Genomic DNA, 15273 nt, shown 5'->3' with positions numbered 1-15273 from the left:
GGCTAATAAAATAAATTGCGCTGCGCTTATTTACGCAACGCAATACACTTTAAAGGTACACAAAACCACAATGCTCCACAGACTTTAACCGGTGAGACAGTTGATTTACGCCTCTGGGGTTTCTGCGGTGGCATCCTCATCGGTGAGGGTAGCCTCGTCGGTTTCAGCAACCTGACTTTCATCTTCTTCGGCCGGTTCCGCTTGCTCTTCTTTCTCTTCTTTGTAAGAAAGCCACTCCTCGTAACCTTCCACCTGTTTCAGGCTCAAACCCATTCGTTTGCGCTCGGGATCAATATGAATAATACGCACCTGGATCTCTTGACCTTCGGCCAAAACGTCGCGGGGATGGGTAATGTTTTTGTCTGAAATTTCGGAAATATGAATGAGACCCTCAATGCGGTCATCCAGGCGGGCAAAAGCGCCAAAGTCGGTGAGTTTGGTGATCACGGCATCAACCACCTGGTCAATGGAGTAATGGTCAAAAACCTGGCTCCAGGGTTCCGGTTCCAATCGTTTCAGGCTCAGGGCAACGCGCTGTTGCTCAAGATCAACATTGAGAATATAAACCTCAATTTCATCGCCTACTTTTAACACTTCGCGAGGATGTGAAACGCGGGTCCAGGCCAACTCAGAAAGGTGAATCAGCCCATCAATCCCCCCAATGTCAACAAATGCTCCAAAATTGGCCAAACTGGTCACCCGGCCGCGGCGGACGCTGCCCTCTTGCAACTCTTCCAGAAGTTTGGCTTTTTCTTGACGGATATCGTCTTCAACCGCGCGTTCCGATAGAATTAGCCGATTCCGCTCGCGGTCTACCTCAATAATCTTGAGCCGGAGTGTTTCGCCCGTCATCTGATTCCAGCGGTCTGCCCGGTGCGGCCCGCCATATTGGGCGTTTATCAAAAGCGATCCAGGCACAAAGCCCCGGATTTGGCCAAAGTTGACCAATAGCCCGCCCTTGTTATTACCAACTACTGTACTTTCAACTGTTTCTCCACTGGCAAAAATACGTTCAGCCTCGTCCCAGTCTCGTTCTACCCGGGCTTGACTGAGCGAGAGGTTAATACGGTCTTCCTCACCCTCTACGCTCACCACGTAAACTGGAACTTTTTCACCTTCCCTGATTTCAGCAAGTTCTTCAGGGGTAAGATTACTTAAATCCTTGGGGTCTACCACCCCTTCAGATTTTGCGCCAACATCAATCAGTATTTCATTGGGACTCTTTCGCGCGACCACCCCTTTGACAATATCGCCGGGCTTGAGCACGCGCAAAAATTTTTCTTCTTGGTCCAGGAGTTCGGCCATGCTCATGGTTTCTTCCTCTGAATTGACCGGTTTACCTGGGCTAATTGGGACGTGACCCTCCATAAGAATTTTCTAATCTCCTCATTATTGTCAAACTTGACACACAAACACATTATACTTCGATTCCAGACAAAAATCAAACATATCCAGATTGCGCCCTAAACTTGATTGGTCAGCGCCACTGCCTCAATTTCCACCTGGGCTCCCAGGGGCAAGGCGGCTACTTGCACCGTGCTGCGGGCGGGTGGGTTGCCGGTAAAAAAACTGCCGTACACTTGATTAATAGTGGCAAAGTCGGCCAGGTTAGTAACGTAGATGGTGGTTTTGATCACGCTGGCCAGGCTGCCGTCGGCTGCTGCCAACACCGCGGCCAGGTTTTGCATCACCTGGCGGGTTTGCGCCTCAATGCCGCCGGCAATAATTTGGCCGGTTTCCGGGATTAAGGCAATCTGCCCGGCGGTGTAGATTAAATCTCCTATGCGCACGGCCTGAGAATAAGGCCCCACCGCAGCCGGAGCCTTTTGAGTAGAAATGATTTCTCGTTTCAACGACATGATTATTTCCTTACTTTTGATTTAATTTTCGGGATGCCCCCTCATTTTAGCATAGACCCAGCCGGTAAGCCAAAGTAGGGGACGGAGGATGTGAGTTTGACGGGCAAAACCGGCCTTTACCGGCCAAATAAAAAGGCAGGCCTAAAACCTGCCCTTTTTCGTTCCCAAACCGGCCTTGAATTTATCAACGCCTGACAAATTTAACGGCATCAAAGGCAATCTGCGTGCTGCCAGTCGGTTCACTGGTGCTGTCGTACAAAGCCACAAATTCCTGGCCATTACCGTTAAAATGATACGCGCCCAGGCTCACCCAGGTTTGGTAATGGATACCCTGGTTGACCACCCGGTCAGAGCGGGCGCCTGCGTGGTGAATACGATAGCGGGCGCTGCGGGTGGTGGCATCTGCGCCGGGAATAAAGGCAAAAACCTCGTAGTCGCCCGCCGACAAGGTTGGCGTCCACTGGCCAGAGTTGACCGGCGTGCTGGTGGTATTATAGGTCCAATAATAATCGGCGCGGTAACAGCCGCTCCCGCCAACATAGCGATTGTTCAAGGGGCCGCCCCACTGGAAACCGCTGCTCAAGTTATCAACAATAATCACCTCGCCGTCATCGCCGTCATCGCCGTCATCGCCGTCGCCGGGTTCGTAATTGCCGGGGTCTTCACTGATGACCATAACCGCCACGGCATTATCCAAATGATCGTAGTATTCTACCCTAAAGGCATGGTAACCTGTTTCCAAGCGTACCTTGCGGGTTTGGTAGGTCACCGCCTGGTCATACCAAGAGTCATAGATCATTCTATCATCAACATAAATACGCATCCCGTCATCATGCTGGATGCGCAGGTGATAGGTTCCGGTTTCCAGGTAAATTGACCGCGTCCAACGCACGGAAAAATTATCTCGAGTAATCACGGGGCTTGGAGAGCCGCTATCCCAATCAAAATCAATCGAGCCGTCTTGCCGGATGAGGGTGGGGTCTCCGGCCAGGTCCCGGTTGATAAAGTATTCACCCCGCCAGGCGCCAACAATGTCTCCCTCGCCGCCTAATTGGATCCAATCCAGATCAATCATGGCCTGGTGGGTATTTTCAAAATAGGCCACCTGCAATTCGTGATTGCCGGTTGTATCAAGGTATACCTTAACTTTCAGATTCTCTTTTTGGCCAATGGTCCAGGCATCCAGAATCAATTTACCATCGAGCCACATCCGGACGCCATCGTCAACTTTCAAGAGAAACAGATACGTGCCCTTTTCAAAGTGACGGATCACGGTCCAACGCGCCGAAAAATGGTCAACGGGAATCTCTTCAGCCGGCGAGCCGTACCCCCAATCGTGCTTGATTGAATTTTCAAATCGGCTGAGTTTGGGTTGCCCCGACAGGTCGGCGTTGTTGTAATATTCAGCCCGCCAACTCAAATTTTTTAACGGCGCCGCTTGCGAGGCCAGGGGAAATAATCCCAGGATAAGCATTAGCGTGGCTATCACCCACATGGTTTTTTTCATCATTTCATCTCCTTGATTAAAACCTTAAAATTAGTCGGTCAGTTTGCGCCGGCGGATGGTAGCCGTGATGGCGCCAACAAACAGCACCAGCAACAAAACAATGCTACTAATGACCACATAATTTATAGAATCATCTTGCCCCTGGCCCGAAACCGGCAAAGGCGCTGTTGTTTGAGGCGGCTCGTTTGCGGGGGCTTCTACGGCGGGAGGGTTATCCGGTGGCAGCGTTTGACTATCAGGCTGCCCGGAGGCTGGATTTTCAGAGACCTGGCCTGGGGCGGCAGAAGCGATAAATTGCTCGGCGGCTGGCGGCGCGGCTTCGCTAACCGAAGCAACCTGTCCCATGGACGATTCAAACCCTGCCGGAGCCGGGCCAACCAGACTGACTTCTTGAATGTTATAAATGCCGGAACCGTTATTGATCCATTTTTTCCAACCCCGGAGGTATAGGGTCAACTGGTCGCTTTTGGCGGTGACAGTTGCTTCAAAGGTATCAAAACGGTAAGCGCCACCGGCAGGGTCATAGAGCGGTTGTTCATTCCAGGGCAATTCGTGCCAATTTTCACCGGCAACCAATTCCCAGGCCGTGCCGCCGTTGTAATCAAGGCCATATTGCAGCCGATAGCCATAGTCGGAGATTTGCACATCGCCCTCTGTAGAACGAATCAACCCTTTTATGGTCAATTTATATTGTTGACCGGCCACCACCGGCACGGTTTGGTAAATGCCGGCGTAACGGTCTCGTTCCTGGGCGTTTTTGATCTCAATCATTTGCGCGCTTGTCTGTCCGCTCGGGACCACTTTCTCCCAGGTATCCACGTTCCAGCCAACAAGGGCCTGGCCATTGCTAAAAGCGCCCCAGCCATAACCTACCCCAAAATCTTGAAAGCCTTCCTGGAAGTTGCCATTGGCAATCAAATTTTGAATATTGGAATTCTGTTGAGAATAGGCCGGGACCGGCAAATACAACAATGCGGCGATAAGCGCCAGGCTAACCATCATCCTCAACCCAAGGTCGTTTGCTTTGAACATTAGGGCACCCCCGTATTCTATAGCTACTGATAATGAGTGGCTGCCGATGACCAACTTGACATATTATAACTTGACATATTACATTTTACTTGACTTTCCATAACATGTCAATATAACTTTCCATAATATTAAGCCGGCGTCATCAAAAGCAGACCGCCCTGTTTTGCCAATCCAGGGAAGGTGAATTATGATTTTTTCATCTTTGGGGATGATGGGTTGAGATGAGACAATGGATAACTATCAACGCCCCTGGTGGCTGGTGGTAAATAAATCGGCCGGGCTGGTGACAACCGTGCAAGATGAATCTAAACCCGGCGAGCGGGTCTTCCTCATTCGCGGAGAGCCATGGGTGCAAGGGTTGGCCTGGCTTACCTGGGGGCCGGCGGGAGCTTTGCTGATTATTTTGGCCTTGACCGGGCTGGCTATTGCGCTGGAGGTTAAAGAGCAGGAAGGGGCCATGCGGGGTTTGTTTATTGCCGCCTATTTGGCCCTACCTGTTTTGGCGTGGGGCGGCGTGGCCCTGGCGCTCAATCGGCTGGCTAAAAAACATCTGCAAGCAGAGCGAGTGGCAGGCGCTGAGGAGTGTGTCATTGGTTTGAGGCAAAAACAAGGGGAACTCTTTTATAAAACCGCCGGCCAGGCGGTAGAAAAAACGGTAAACTATGCGCACATCTGCCGGGTTAGAGTGGCTCCGCCAATAGGCAGGCGAGGGGCAAAAACTTTGCGCTTGCTGCTTGAAACCGATGAGGGCACGGTGCTTTTGCTCAATGAGGCGTTGGGGACGCAGGCCCAAAAAACAGACCTGGCTTTTGAGATACAACAGGCTCTGGAAACTTATGCCAACAAATAAATTACCGATAAAGGTTTTCAACCAAACCGATGTGGCGCACCCGTTTTCAGGATCACTCCTTAAGGTCAACTTTGATCCGGCCGGTAATCACCTGGGCTTGGATTTCTTGCATAATATTCTGGGTGGCCGGGGTGACCACCTTAAACACACTGGGCCGAATTGGGGCCAGCATTAGCCCGCCTTCGGCAAAACCGTAACTTTTCACCACGCCGCCCTCAAAACGATCTTCCGCTACTGCCTTAATAACATCAAACACGGCCTTGCCCACATTTTTAATCCGGCTGGTGAGCACGGCATGGGGGGCCAGATCGCTGTGGTCGCCGCCGGTGCTGATGATCCACCGGCCAAACTCGCTGGCCGCCTGGATAGCGCCCAGGCCGCAGCGACCGGCCACCTGGTAAATCACATCAACGCCCAGCGTATATTGGGTTTCAGCCAGCAAACGCCCCCGAATAGGATCGTCAAACTCCCCCACGTAATCGGAAATAAAACTGATGGACGGATCAACATTTTCCACACCCTGGGCAAAACCCAATTCAATCCGCCGCACCACGGGCGTTACCCCGCCGCCGATAAAGCCCACCATATGCGTTTGGGTGACGAGACCGGCCAGCACACCAACCACAAAATCACCCTCGTACTCCCGGTAAATGGCCGACCAGACGTTTGCGCCCTGTCCGGCCACGTCTATCACGGCAAAGCGTTTATCGGGATACTGGGCGGCTACCTCGCTAATGGGGGCGGCATTGCCGTAGCCAATGCCAATGATCAAATCATAGTTTGCTTTAGCCCAGGCTTCCAGATTGTTGGCGTTTAACATAGGGTTGTCCCAGGGAGCGGTTTCAAACTCAATGTCGCATACCCTTTGGGCCTCCTCAAGGCCGTTGTACGCGGAATCATTAAAAGATTTATCCCCCAAGCCGCCAACACTTAACTGCAAACCCACCTTTATTTTTCTAGCCATCAGCGCTTTTCCTTTGATCAAGGTATTGGTGTTATTTTGCTTCTATTTGTTAAGTTAAAAGAATAAACAATCTTAGTCAGGCGCGAAACTTAATTTGTTGTTCTCTATCGGCCTATTGACCTCCCTCTGATTTTTATTATAGCATCACCCTATGTTCTTGACAATAGTACTAAAAAAACAATCCCCCGTTGTAGAGCGGAATTAACACAATCAAGGGGGATAGAAAAAAGGGGAGCGCCCCCGGTGGCAAGATTACGGCGCAGATTTGTCCGGCGTAATGGTGGGGGTAGAGGTTGTTAGATTACGATAACTATACCGGCTAATGACCCATCCCCCATTTTTTTTATTGAGCGTGTAAGTGAACTCAAAAGCTTCGCGCTCAACGGCGGCCCGGCCTTGATAAGTCCAGGCTTCTTGGGTGGTTACAATGGCCCGGCTCATGGTGCTTTGCGCGCTCACGGTGGGTAAAATAAGGTATTCAAACTGAACATCAAAAGGTTTAACATACCGCCCGTAAATGTCGGCAACAAAATTTTGCGCTTTGGTTAAGGCGCTGCCCTGCCACACCGTCTCCAGGTTTTGTACGTTTTCCTGATTGGCCAACGAAATTGCTTCACGCAGCAAACGATTGCCCTCTTTCACAGTAGCAATAACGTCCTCCTGGTCGGCCAGGGTTAGCGGAGCGGTTAAGGGAACAATGGCGGTGATTTCTACGGAAGGAAGCGCGGTGGCCTGGATGGTATCATGGTGGGTCACTAATTCTGTGGAACGGATAAGGGGGGTGGCCGTCAATTGAGGCCGGGGAGTAGGGGTATTGGTGATGTCTAACACCGTGGGCGTATGACTGGGGGTTGGAGGGGGGGGCAAAGGGGTGGGGGTAAAGGTGGCCGTAAGCAGCGGCAAGGTTGGGGTTTGCTCCTGGCGCTCAACCACGGGCGGGGACGGGTTGAGATTTGCAGGGGCAATAACAGGCGTAGAAACCGTTCCGGCCGTTGTCAACGAGGTTGGCAGCAGCCCATTGATAACCACCCAAGCTAATCCACTCCAAACCAAAATCCAGAGAGCCAGGCCCAGCATAAAAGTGCCAATTCGGCCAAAAAAGCCGTAACGCAAGGTGTCAAGCATAATTGGCCCCGCCGGTTGGCGACCGCGCAGCGCCGCAATCACCAACAACGGCCCGGCCAAAATGAGAAATAGGGGCAAAAAGAGAATTAATAAAATTAAACAGCCGCAATTTGCCAGCATTCCATGCATGGTTTCACCCAGGCTCATTTTAGCACGTATTGTAAAGAGTCAAAAAAACCCCCACGCCGGGTGGGGGCTTTTTGACCATACATAGCCAATTCAGGATTACATCAACGATTCGCGCACCAACAAGTTGGTCTGCCTGATTTTCAGAGAAAGGTCGGCGGCAAAGTTACGCATCACCATGTAGCCCATCTTATAATCGCTTTCCAGCAGTTTGATAAAATCCAGCCGGTTGATCTCTAATAATTTACAGGTTTCAGAGCCGCACTTGGCTGAAGCGGAGCGCACGCCCGGGTCCACAATAGCCACTTCGCCAAAAGATTGTCCCCGCCGCAAAACGGCAATGGTGGTCGGCTGGTAAATGTCTTTTTTGCCATCACTGATGGTATCGGGGTCTACCTGAATTTCTACCTCGCCATCCATAATAATATAAAATTCCCGGCTGAGCGAATTTTCCTCAAAAATCACCTCGCCGTTGGTATAAGCCTTTTCCCGGCAAATATCGTCAATGAGTTTTAGTTGGTCCAGACTCAAATCCTCGAAGATGTCAACCTGTTCCAGAAGATATACGTTGGTCATTGATCGGCCCTCCTTATCAGGGATTGTGTGCAACACAGATAATCAATATTCTGCAAAAATCTTAACACATGAATGTTAAGAGGTCAATGGGACTTTTTGGTAAAATAGGGGCTATTCTATTCGCCCTATCCGGCAATCCTTTGTATAATATAGGTTCAGTTCTTCAAGAGGACAATAGAGGAAAATGAAATTTTTCCGCTCGCCTTTTGACTAGAAAGCAGACATGTTTTGGCCAGAGTATACGTATCCCTTGACATAGAAACAACCGGCCTTGATGCAGACCAGGATGCAATTTTAGAAATAGGCGCGGTTCGGTTTAAGGGAGACCAGGTTTACGATACCTACAGCACGCTAATCAACCCAGCCCGTCCCATCCCCTACAAAATTCAACAACTTACCGGCATCACCCCCGCCGACATCGAGGGCGCGCCCCATATTGAGCAGGCTTTGCCGGAATTGGGCCGGTTTGTGGGCGATAACCCGGTTATTGGGCACAACGTTAGTTTTGACCTGGGATTTTTGCGCAAACAGGGGATGTTTGAAACCCACACCGGCATTGACACGTTTGAGTTGGCCAGCATTCTGCTGCCTTATGCCGGCCGTTACAGCCTCACCCATCTTTTAAACCATCTCCAGATAGAAACGCCGCCTGAAGACCAGGCGCACCGCGCCCTGGACGACGCCCAGGCCACCCGCCGCCTGTTTGCCGCGCTGCTCGACCAGGCCCGGCGGCTGGATGGGCGGATTATTGACGAAGTGGCCCGTATTTCCAGCAAAAGCGATTGGCCCCTCTCCCTTGTTTTTCGAGATTTGAGCCGGGAACGGCGTTACAGCATCCCGGCAGGCACCCTGGGCCAACAACTGGCGGCCAAGGGCATGATTGACGATTCCGGCGTGGATGGTGGTTTTGCCCTGATCCAGCGGGATGAAACCGGCCAGGTGTATGCCCCGCTCAAACCGGCGGCCACGCCCACCCCCTTGGAGGTGGAAGAACTATGCCACATGCTGGAGCAGGGAGGCTTGTTTGAACAGTATTTTGAGGGGTTTGAGTACCGCCCCCAGCAGGTTGACATGCTGGCTAATGTTCTTGGCGCCTTCAACCAATCCCAGCACTTGCTGGTTGAGGCCGGCACCGGCACCGGCAAGTCAATTGCTTACCTTATTCCGGCTATTTATTGGGCCGTAAAAAACGGCCGGCGGGTGGTGATTTCAACCAATACCATCAACCTGCAAGACCAGTTGCTCAACAAAGATATTCCCTCCCTGCAAAAGATTTTACCATTTGAGTTCAAGGCGGTCGCCTTAAAAGGGCGAAGCAATTACGTTTGCCCCCGTCGTTTGCAAATGTTCCGCGGCAAAGAAAACCTCTCTCCCAAAGAGTCGCGTTTGCTGGCCAAGTTGCTGGTGTGGATGCCCAGCACCACCACCGGCGACCGGGAGGAGTTGTTCATGCCTGATTACGGCGAGCAGGCTCTCTGGAGCCAGGTTGCTTCCGACGGCAATATTTGCACCCCCCGTTTCTGCACCCCCGACACTTGTTTTTATGCTCGCGCCCGCCGGGCCGCAGAATCGGCCCACCTTATTGTGGTCAACCATGCCCTGCTTTTGGCCGACATCGCCGTGGATAGCCGGGTTATTCCTGAATATAAATATCTCATTGTTGACGAAGCCCACCACCTTGAAGACAATATTACCCATCAACTCAGTTTTACCGCCGACCAGAAATCAATGGAACAATTGCTCAGAGAGTTGAGCCAACCCCTACGTGGCCACAGCCAGCGAATTGGCTTTATCAATGAAGTGGCCCGGCGCTGCCTGTCGGCTGTGCCCAATTCCGTCAAGGGAGATATCAACGACATTGTTTACCAGAGTCATCAAGCGATAGATGTGGCGGTCAAGGCCACCCGGCAATTGTTCCATGCGCTCACCAACTTTATGGCCGAATTCTCCCGTAAGAGCGCCTATAATCTGAAAATTCGCTTAACGGATGACACCCGCGCCCAACCGGCCTGGTCGGATGTGGAATTGGTTTGGGATAGCGCCGCCGACAGCCTGGCCCAAGTAGCCAAGGCCCTGGGCATCCTCTACACCATGTTGACCGAACTGGAAAGCTACGATGTGCCCAATTGGGAGGAGTTGCTGTCTACCTTAACCTTCCACCGCAACCGGCTCGACGAAATCAGGCACAACCTGCAAGTAATTTTAATGGAGCCAAGCCCGGAGCGGATTTTGTGGGTAGAGCAAGACATCAAAAACAAGATCATCTCTTTACACAACGCCCCCTTGCACGTGGGCAGTTTGGTGCGCGAGCATTTGCTCAAACCAAAAGAGGCGGTTATTTTTACGTCCGCCACTTTGCGCACGCACAACTCTTTTGAGTATTTTCAAGAACGCCTGCATGTGTGGGAAGCCGACGAGGCCGCCGTGGGGTCGCCCTTTGATTATGAAAACAGCACCCTGCTCTATTTGCCCACCGATATTCCCGAATGTAATACCCCGGGTTATCAAAAAGCCTTTGAGGCCGGTTTAATTGATCTGGTTCAGCAAATCAAGGGGCGGACCCTGGTGCTTTTTACGGCTTATAGCCAACTGCATACCACGGCCCGGCGGATCAAAGGCCCCCTGGCCCAGGCCGGGATTGTGGTGTACCAGCAGGGCGATGGCACGGGTCGCCGGCAAATGTTAGAAAATTTCAAAAACGCCGACCAGGCGGTGTTGCTGGGCACGCGCTCTTTTTGGGAAGGGGTTGATATTCCCGGCCCGGCGTTGAGTTGCGTGGTCATTGCCCGTTTGCCCTTTGCCGTGCCCAACGACCCCGTTGTCTCGGCGCGGGCCGAAACCTTTGAAGACTCTTTCAACCAGTACTCCATTCCCGAGGCAATTTTAATGTTTCGCCAGGGCTTTGGCCGCCTGATTCGGAACAAGGAAGACCGGGGCGTGGTGGCAATTTTTGACCGGCGCATCATTAGCAAAAATTATGGCCAGGCCTTTCTTGACTGCCTGCCGGACGTAACGGAACGCCGGGGCTTGATGGCCGATTTGCCCCGGCTTGCGGAAGAATGGATTGATTATGGGGGAATTTGAGGAGGTGAGTTAGAGATGTTATTTTGAGTGACCGCCTGGAAACAAAAACCCCCCGGCCCATGCTTTCAAACCGAATCTCCGGGGTTTCCTTGCTTCGCTCAAAGCGAACAGTATAATATCCCTTTATTGTATTTTTGGCCTTGATTTCGCCCAAACTTAAATTTAACGTTTTTAAGCACCGGAGGAACTACCCATGATTGAGGTTAATGCCTTAAGAAAAGGCACCACCTTTACCCACGAAAACGAACTCTATAAAGTATTGGATTACACCCACAACAAAACCGCGCGCGGTGGCGCTACCATCCGGGTGAAAGTGCGCAACCTGCGCAGCGGAGCCACCTATGAAAGAACCTTCACCGGCGGCGAGCGGGTTGAAGATATTCGCCTGGACCACACCGAGGCCCAATATCTCTATAACGACGGCAACCTGTATTATTTTATGGACACCGAAACCTACGAGCAGCCTGCTTTCAACCAGGAGACGGTTGAAGATATTATTCCCTACCTCACCGAAAATATGACCGTAAAAATCTCGTCGTATAACGGCGAAGCGCTTGACATTGAAATTCCCATCACCGTGGAACTGGAAGTGACCGAAACCGAACCCGGTTTTGCCGGCGATACGGCCCAGGGCGCAACCAAAGCGGCCACCGTGTCTACCGGACTGACGGTGCAAGTGCCCCTCTTTGTGAATATTGGCGACGTTATTCGCATTGACACCCGCACCGGCGAGTATATTACCCGCGTATAATTATCCTCGGCCGTGGAGTGCCGAAGATGGGCCGCCGCGATGATGGACCGTGTCTATTATCAGAGTTACACGTAATTTTTACAGACGTTACCGCGTCAAATAAGTAAGGAAGAATATTGGGCATAAATTTAGAATAAGCTATGAAAACACCTGCTGGCAAAGAGTGTAAATTCTATTACGGCGACTTTCATCGGGGACGCAACGTGCAGGCTTGTCGCCTGATTGAGCGGAATCCCGATTCCCTGCCCTGGCAGCCTCACCTGTGTCAATCCTGCCCGGTGCCCGATATTTTGCGGGCCAACCAGGCGGAAACGCTGAAGTTGGATGGCAAAGTGGTCAAAAAATTCTTGGGGCTTAAACAACAAGTAGAGGTGGAGGGTTGGTGCAGCGTCTGTTTCAGCCCTGTGCCCAACCCTATGCTTGGCTGTCCCAATTGCGCCCAATCCGGCAGCAGGCCCTCAATTTTTGATTTGGAAGAACGGCCTGAGTAGACGAAATACCAGCTTGTCTAATTTCTGCGCCTGGTCTTGAGAAAAGATCAGGCGTTTTTTGTTTCATCAAGGCATTTTTGAATGATGGAGAACATTGAACAAAGATTGACCTAAGTGAATTTGCCCAGTATGTATGGGATAGGTGTGGCGAAATTGCTGTTGTGAAGCAAGCAGAGACATGTTAAACTCTATGCCTGGTAGCTCGTTTGAGATCAGGGCGATAAAATTGGGGTAAAGGGGAAAAATGCGTTTAGCAGTTCTGGCAGATATTCACGGCAATTTACCTGCTTTAGAAGCAGTGTTGGCAGAGCTACGGCAGCAGGATGTAGATGGCTTCATCATTGCCGGCGACCATCTTACCGGCGGCCCTAATCCTGATGAAGTTATTCCATTGTTGCGTTCGCTGGACGGCTGGCTGATCCGCGGCAACACCGATAACCGGCTCCTGGCCTACGACGCCGGGAATGTACCTGATAGCTGGCGGGTGAGTGAGCAATGGGCGGCGCTGCGCTGGCTGCACGGCCAACTGGATAGGGAAATGCTGGATTTTATTGCTTCATTGCCGGAACAGGCGGTGGTGGCGCCAGACGGTACGGCTCCCATTCGAGTAGTGCACGGTTCGCTAAAAAGTCCTTCAGAACACCTTATTCCAGATCGCGATCCGATGAACCTGGCGCTTTTCAGAAAAGCCGGTCTGCTACCGCCAAATGGCAAACCGCCCCAACTGGAACTGACCCTGGCTCAAATTCAAGAAGCGGTGTTAATCTGTGGACATTCCCACATCCCCTGGCAGCAGAAACATGAGGGCCGGCTGGCCTTCAATCCGGGTTCAGTAGGCCATCCCAACAACGGCGATACCCGCGCCCAGTATGCTTTGCTAACCTGGCAGGACGGTCGCTGGCAGGTAGAACACTGCGCCGTAGCTTATAATCTTGAACAGGTGCGCCTGGCTTACCAGGCCAGCGGCCTATTAGCCGCTGGCGGCGCTTTTATCCGCGCTTTTCTCCTGGGTATCGAAACAGGCCAAGCCGTCCCCGGTCACTTTGTGACCCACGTTCATAATTTGGCCCAAGCAGCCGGGTTTGAGGGAGACGGTGTATTTCCTGAGCCTATTTGGGAACAGGCCGTAGCCACTTTCAACTGGGAAGCCAGGGCCTATCAGTGATTTCACTGAATGATACGCTCATTTCACCAAGAGGTCAACCGGCTCCCACCGAGGCTCTTTTACGTACCACCGTAGCATTATCAGGCTTATCACGTTGAACACCAGCCCCAAGGCAAATAATCCACTGTAACTAAAGCTGGCCAACCAGCCCCCTATTAACGGCGCAATGCTACTGCCTATCCCGGCCACAGTGTTAGCCACGCCCATATAAGTGGGACGATGTTCCGGCGCGGAGAATTCCATAGTAATCAAAATTCCAGAAACAATTTGAATGCCAATGGCCACGCCTAAAAAGGCAAAGACCGCATAATACCAGTTGACACCCGGTACCCACCAGGCCAGGGCAAATCCAATGGCCGCAGCCAGCACCCCAATCTGTAACGTTAACATATGCCCATACCGGTCGGCCACGAGTCCGGCCAATAGATTGCCCGCACTCTGCCCAAACAGTAGGGCTACCGTAAAAAGGGCAACCAGCTCATCGGCCACATGCCAGCGCTGCACCGCCGACACGGTAACAAACCCCATACCCATCATGCCAATGGCAATCAACAGGCGGGCCAGCAAGAATCGCCGGAAATTGTGATCGCGCTGGACAATTTTAACCAGCCTGGCCCAAAACTGATTGCCGCGCGGCGGCGACGCCGTGACCGGTTGCACCGGCTCCCGGGTGAGAGCCAGAAAGAACCAACTCAGGTTGATAAAGACGGCGGCTATCAAAAAGGCATAAAAAAAGTTCATGGGGAAGGAAAAGGTTTTTAAGAGCCAGCTACTAAAAAAAGCGCCCACGGCCCCCGAAACAGTGCCAACGAAAGCAGTTGAGCCAAAAAAGCGGCCCCGCCGATTGACCGGAAAACAACGAGCGATCATATCTTGCCAGGCCGGCGCTATAGCCCCGGCGCCCACCCCGTGCCAGGCAAAACCAAATAAAAAGAGAACCAGGGCGTAAATGGGCCATAAGGGTGCCAGCAGGGCGGCCACCGGCCATAACCACGCCGGTAAACGTTCCAGAAAAAAGCCCAGATTAACCACAATGGGTTTCTTGCGGGCCGCTCGCTCAGTAGGGGCGGCCACAAAAATTTGAGGCAAATACCAACCGGCCTGGGCCAAAACCGCCACCAGGCCAAATATAAAAGGATTTAAGGTAAGTTTGCTGATGAACAGGGGCACAATCACGCTGGTTGATATAAAACTGTAGCCAAACCAGAAAGTCACTCCATCCAAAAAATTAACGCTGAAATTCCAGGGATAATTCCGTTCAATTTCAGCCTCAATCTCCTGAGCCGTGCGGGCCGGAACAGGCCGGTCAAGCTGTAAGAGGCGACGCCAGGCGGTGCGGCTCCAGTTGGTGGTTTGGGCAGAAATTGACATAGTTGCTCCATATTCATCAAAAAAATACCAATCCCATAACTTTACTCCTGTAAATCACCTGAGTCAATTTTAAGTTAGAACTTACGCACGTTCCAGAGGTGACAGTCACTTGCGAAGTGACTGTCACCTCTGGAACACATCAACAATTTGCTTAAGTCCGATAAGTTTTAAATCTCCGTATGCCCTTCCTCAAAACTTGGCAATAATTCCATCAAGGCGTATAATGACCGATGGCTTTTTTGGAATCCAATAATAGGGTCAGTGATGTCCCCACCTCCCCCAACTTGGCGGAGGTTTTCTATTGTTTAAACTGGTCATTATTTGAATGACTATGATGAGCTGAGATTTCGGCTCTGATCAAATTCAATCTCT

13 protein-coding genes are annotated in these 15273 nt (G+C 51.7%); 5 read left to right on the top strand and 8 right to left on the bottom strand.

What is annotated here, in order from left to right:
• Nucleotides 1-105: 105 nt before the first annotated feature.
• The 4 genes from rpsA to JW953_02225 all read right to left on the bottom strand — a co-directional run bounded on the left by rpsA (nucleotide 106) and on the right by JW953_02225 (nucleotide 4398).
• A complete protein-coding gene (gene rpsA / locus JW953_02240) occupies nucleotides 106-1311 on the bottom strand; it encodes a 30S ribosomal protein S1 (GenBank protein MBN1991494.1) in 1206 nt (401 codons plus the stop codon).
• A 152-nt stretch (nucleotides 1312-1463) separates the two neighbouring features.
• The gene (locus JW953_02235) at nucleotides 1464-1859 is read right to left on the bottom strand and encodes a RidA family protein (GenBank protein MBN1991493.1); all 396 of its coding nucleotides are present in this window, start codon (nucleotides 1857-1859) and stop codon (nucleotides 1464-1466) included.
• Nucleotides 1860-2043: 184 nt separating this feature from the next.
• Nucleotides 2044-3369: a hypothetical protein gene (locus tag JW953_02230; GenBank protein ID MBN1991492.1), complete on the bottom strand. Its 1326-nt coding sequence runs from the start codon at nucleotides 3367-3369 to the stop codon at nucleotides 2044-2046.
• 27 nt (nucleotides 3370-3396) lie between these two features.
• Nucleotides 3397-4398 carry a hypothetical protein gene (locus JW953_02225; GenBank protein ID MBN1991491.1) on the bottom strand — a complete coding sequence of 334 codons (1002 nt, stop codon included), beginning with the start codon at nucleotides 4396-4398 and terminating at the stop codon, nucleotides 3397-3399.
• Nucleotides 4399-4627: 229 nt separating this feature from the next.
• Between JW953_02225 and JW953_02220 the strand changes: the two genes are divergently transcribed.
• A complete protein-coding gene (locus tag JW953_02220; GenBank protein MBN1991490.1) occupies nucleotides 4628-5248 on the top strand; it encodes a hypothetical protein in 621 nt (206 codons plus the stop codon).
• A gap of 52 nt (nucleotides 5249-5300) precedes the next feature.
• Here the strand turns inward: JW953_02220 and JW953_02215 are convergent, their stop codons facing one another.
• From JW953_02215 to JW953_02205, 3 genes are all read right to left on the bottom strand, one after another.
• Nucleotides 5301-6212 carry a BMP family ABC transporter substrate-binding protein gene (locus JW953_02215; protein ID MBN1991489.1) on the bottom strand — a complete coding sequence of 304 codons (912 nt, stop codon included), beginning with the start codon at nucleotides 6210-6212 and terminating at the stop codon, nucleotides 5301-5303.
• Nucleotides 6213-6464: 252 nt separating this feature from the next.
• Nucleotides 6465-7484, bottom strand: coding sequence for a hypothetical protein (locus tag JW953_02210; GenBank protein ID MBN1991488.1), 1020 nt, complete (start codon nucleotides 7482-7484; stop codon nucleotides 6465-6467).
• Between the two features lie 78 nt (nucleotides 7485-7562).
• Complete coding sequence (locus JW953_02205) at nucleotides 7563-8039, bottom strand: cyclic nucleotide-binding domain-containing protein (protein MBN1991487.1); 477 nt, start codon at nucleotides 8037-8039, stop codon at nucleotides 7563-7565.
• 228 nt (nucleotides 8040-8267) lie between these two features.
• Between JW953_02205 and JW953_02200 the strand changes: the two genes are divergently transcribed.
• The 4 genes from JW953_02200 to JW953_02185 all read left to right on the top strand — a co-directional run bounded on the left by JW953_02200 (nucleotide 8268) and on the right by JW953_02185 (nucleotide 13530).
• Nucleotides 8268-11123 carry a DEAD/DEAH box helicase gene (locus JW953_02200; GenBank protein MBN1991486.1) on the top strand — a complete coding sequence of 952 codons (2856 nt, stop codon included), beginning with the start codon at nucleotides 8268-8270 and terminating at the stop codon, nucleotides 11121-11123.
• Between the two features lie 193 nt (nucleotides 11124-11316).
• On the top strand, nucleotides 11317-11874 hold the full coding sequence (gene efp, locus JW953_02195; GenBank protein MBN1991485.1) for an elongation factor P: 558 nt from the start codon (nucleotides 11317-11319) through the stop codon (nucleotides 11872-11874).
• Between the two features lie 140 nt (nucleotides 11875-12014).
• Entirely contained in the window at nucleotides 12015-12365 is a 351-nt protein-coding gene (locus tag JW953_02190) for a hypothetical protein (GenBank protein MBN1991484.1), read from the top strand.
• 244 nt (nucleotides 12366-12609) lie between these two features.
• Nucleotides 12610-13530, top strand: a complete 921-nt coding sequence (locus JW953_02185; protein MBN1991483.1) for a metallophosphoesterase family protein — start codon at nucleotides 12610-12612, stop codon at nucleotides 13528-13530.
• Between the two features lie 18 nt (nucleotides 13531-13548).
• Here JW953_02185 and JW953_02180 read toward each other — a convergent pair whose 3' ends face one another.
• On the bottom strand, nucleotides 13549-14901 hold the full coding sequence (locus JW953_02180) for an MFS transporter (GenBank protein ID MBN1991482.1): 1353 nt from the start codon (nucleotides 14899-14901) through the stop codon (nucleotides 13549-13551).
• Nucleotides 14902-15273: the final 372 nt, after the last annotated feature.

The sequence above is a fragment of the Anaerolineae bacterium genome (genome assembly GCA_016931895.1).
Taxonomy (GTDB): Bacteria; Chloroflexota; Anaerolineae; order 4572-78; family J111; genus JAFGNV01.
This window is presented reverse-complemented; position numbering and strand designations above follow the sequence as displayed.

Bases quoted from the DNA above. Each gene is read 5' to 3' on its own strand.
- efp (MBN1991485.1), top strand. From the start codon at position 11,317: ATGATTGAGGTTAATGCCTTAAGAAAAGGCACCACCTTTACCCACGAA.
- JW953_02220 (MBN1991490.1), top strand. From the start codon at position 4,628: ATGGATAACTATCAACGCCCCTGGTGGCTGGTGGTAAATAAATCGGCC.
- rpsA (MBN1991494.1), bottom strand. From the start codon at position 1,311: ATGAGCATGGCCGAACTCCTGGACCAAGAAGAAAAATTTTTGCGCGTG.
- JW953_02235 (MBN1991493.1), bottom strand. From the start codon at position 1,859: ATGTCGTTGAAACGAGAAATCATTTCTACTCAAAAGGCTCCGGCTGCG.
- JW953_02210 (MBN1991488.1), bottom strand. From the start codon at position 7,484: ATGAGCCTGGGTGAAACCATGCATGGAATGCTGGCAAATTGCGGCTGT.
- JW953_02190 (MBN1991484.1), top strand. From the start codon at position 12,015: ATGAAAACACCTGCTGGCAAAGAGTGTAAATTCTATTACGGCGACTTT.
- JW953_02225 (MBN1991491.1), bottom strand. From the start codon at position 4,398: ATGTTCAAAGCAAACGACCTTGGGTTGAGGATGATGGTTAGCCTGGCG.
- JW953_02205 (MBN1991487.1), bottom strand. From the start codon at position 8,039: ATGACCAACGTATATCTTCTGGAACAGGTTGACATCTTCGAGGATTTG.
- JW953_02230 (MBN1991492.1), bottom strand. From the start codon at position 3,369: ATGATGAAAAAAACCATGTGGGTGATAGCCACGCTAATGCTTATCCTG.
- JW953_02185 (MBN1991483.1), top strand. From the start codon at position 12,610: ATGCGTTTAGCAGTTCTGGCAGATATTCACGGCAATTTACCTGCTTTA.
- JW953_02215 (MBN1991489.1), bottom strand. From the start codon at position 6,212: ATGGCTAGAAAAATAAAGGTGGGTTTGCAGTTAAGTGTTGGCGGCTTG.
- JW953_02180 (MBN1991482.1), bottom strand. From the start codon at position 14,901: ATGTCAATTTCTGCCCAAACCACCAACTGGAGCCGCACCGCCTGGCGT.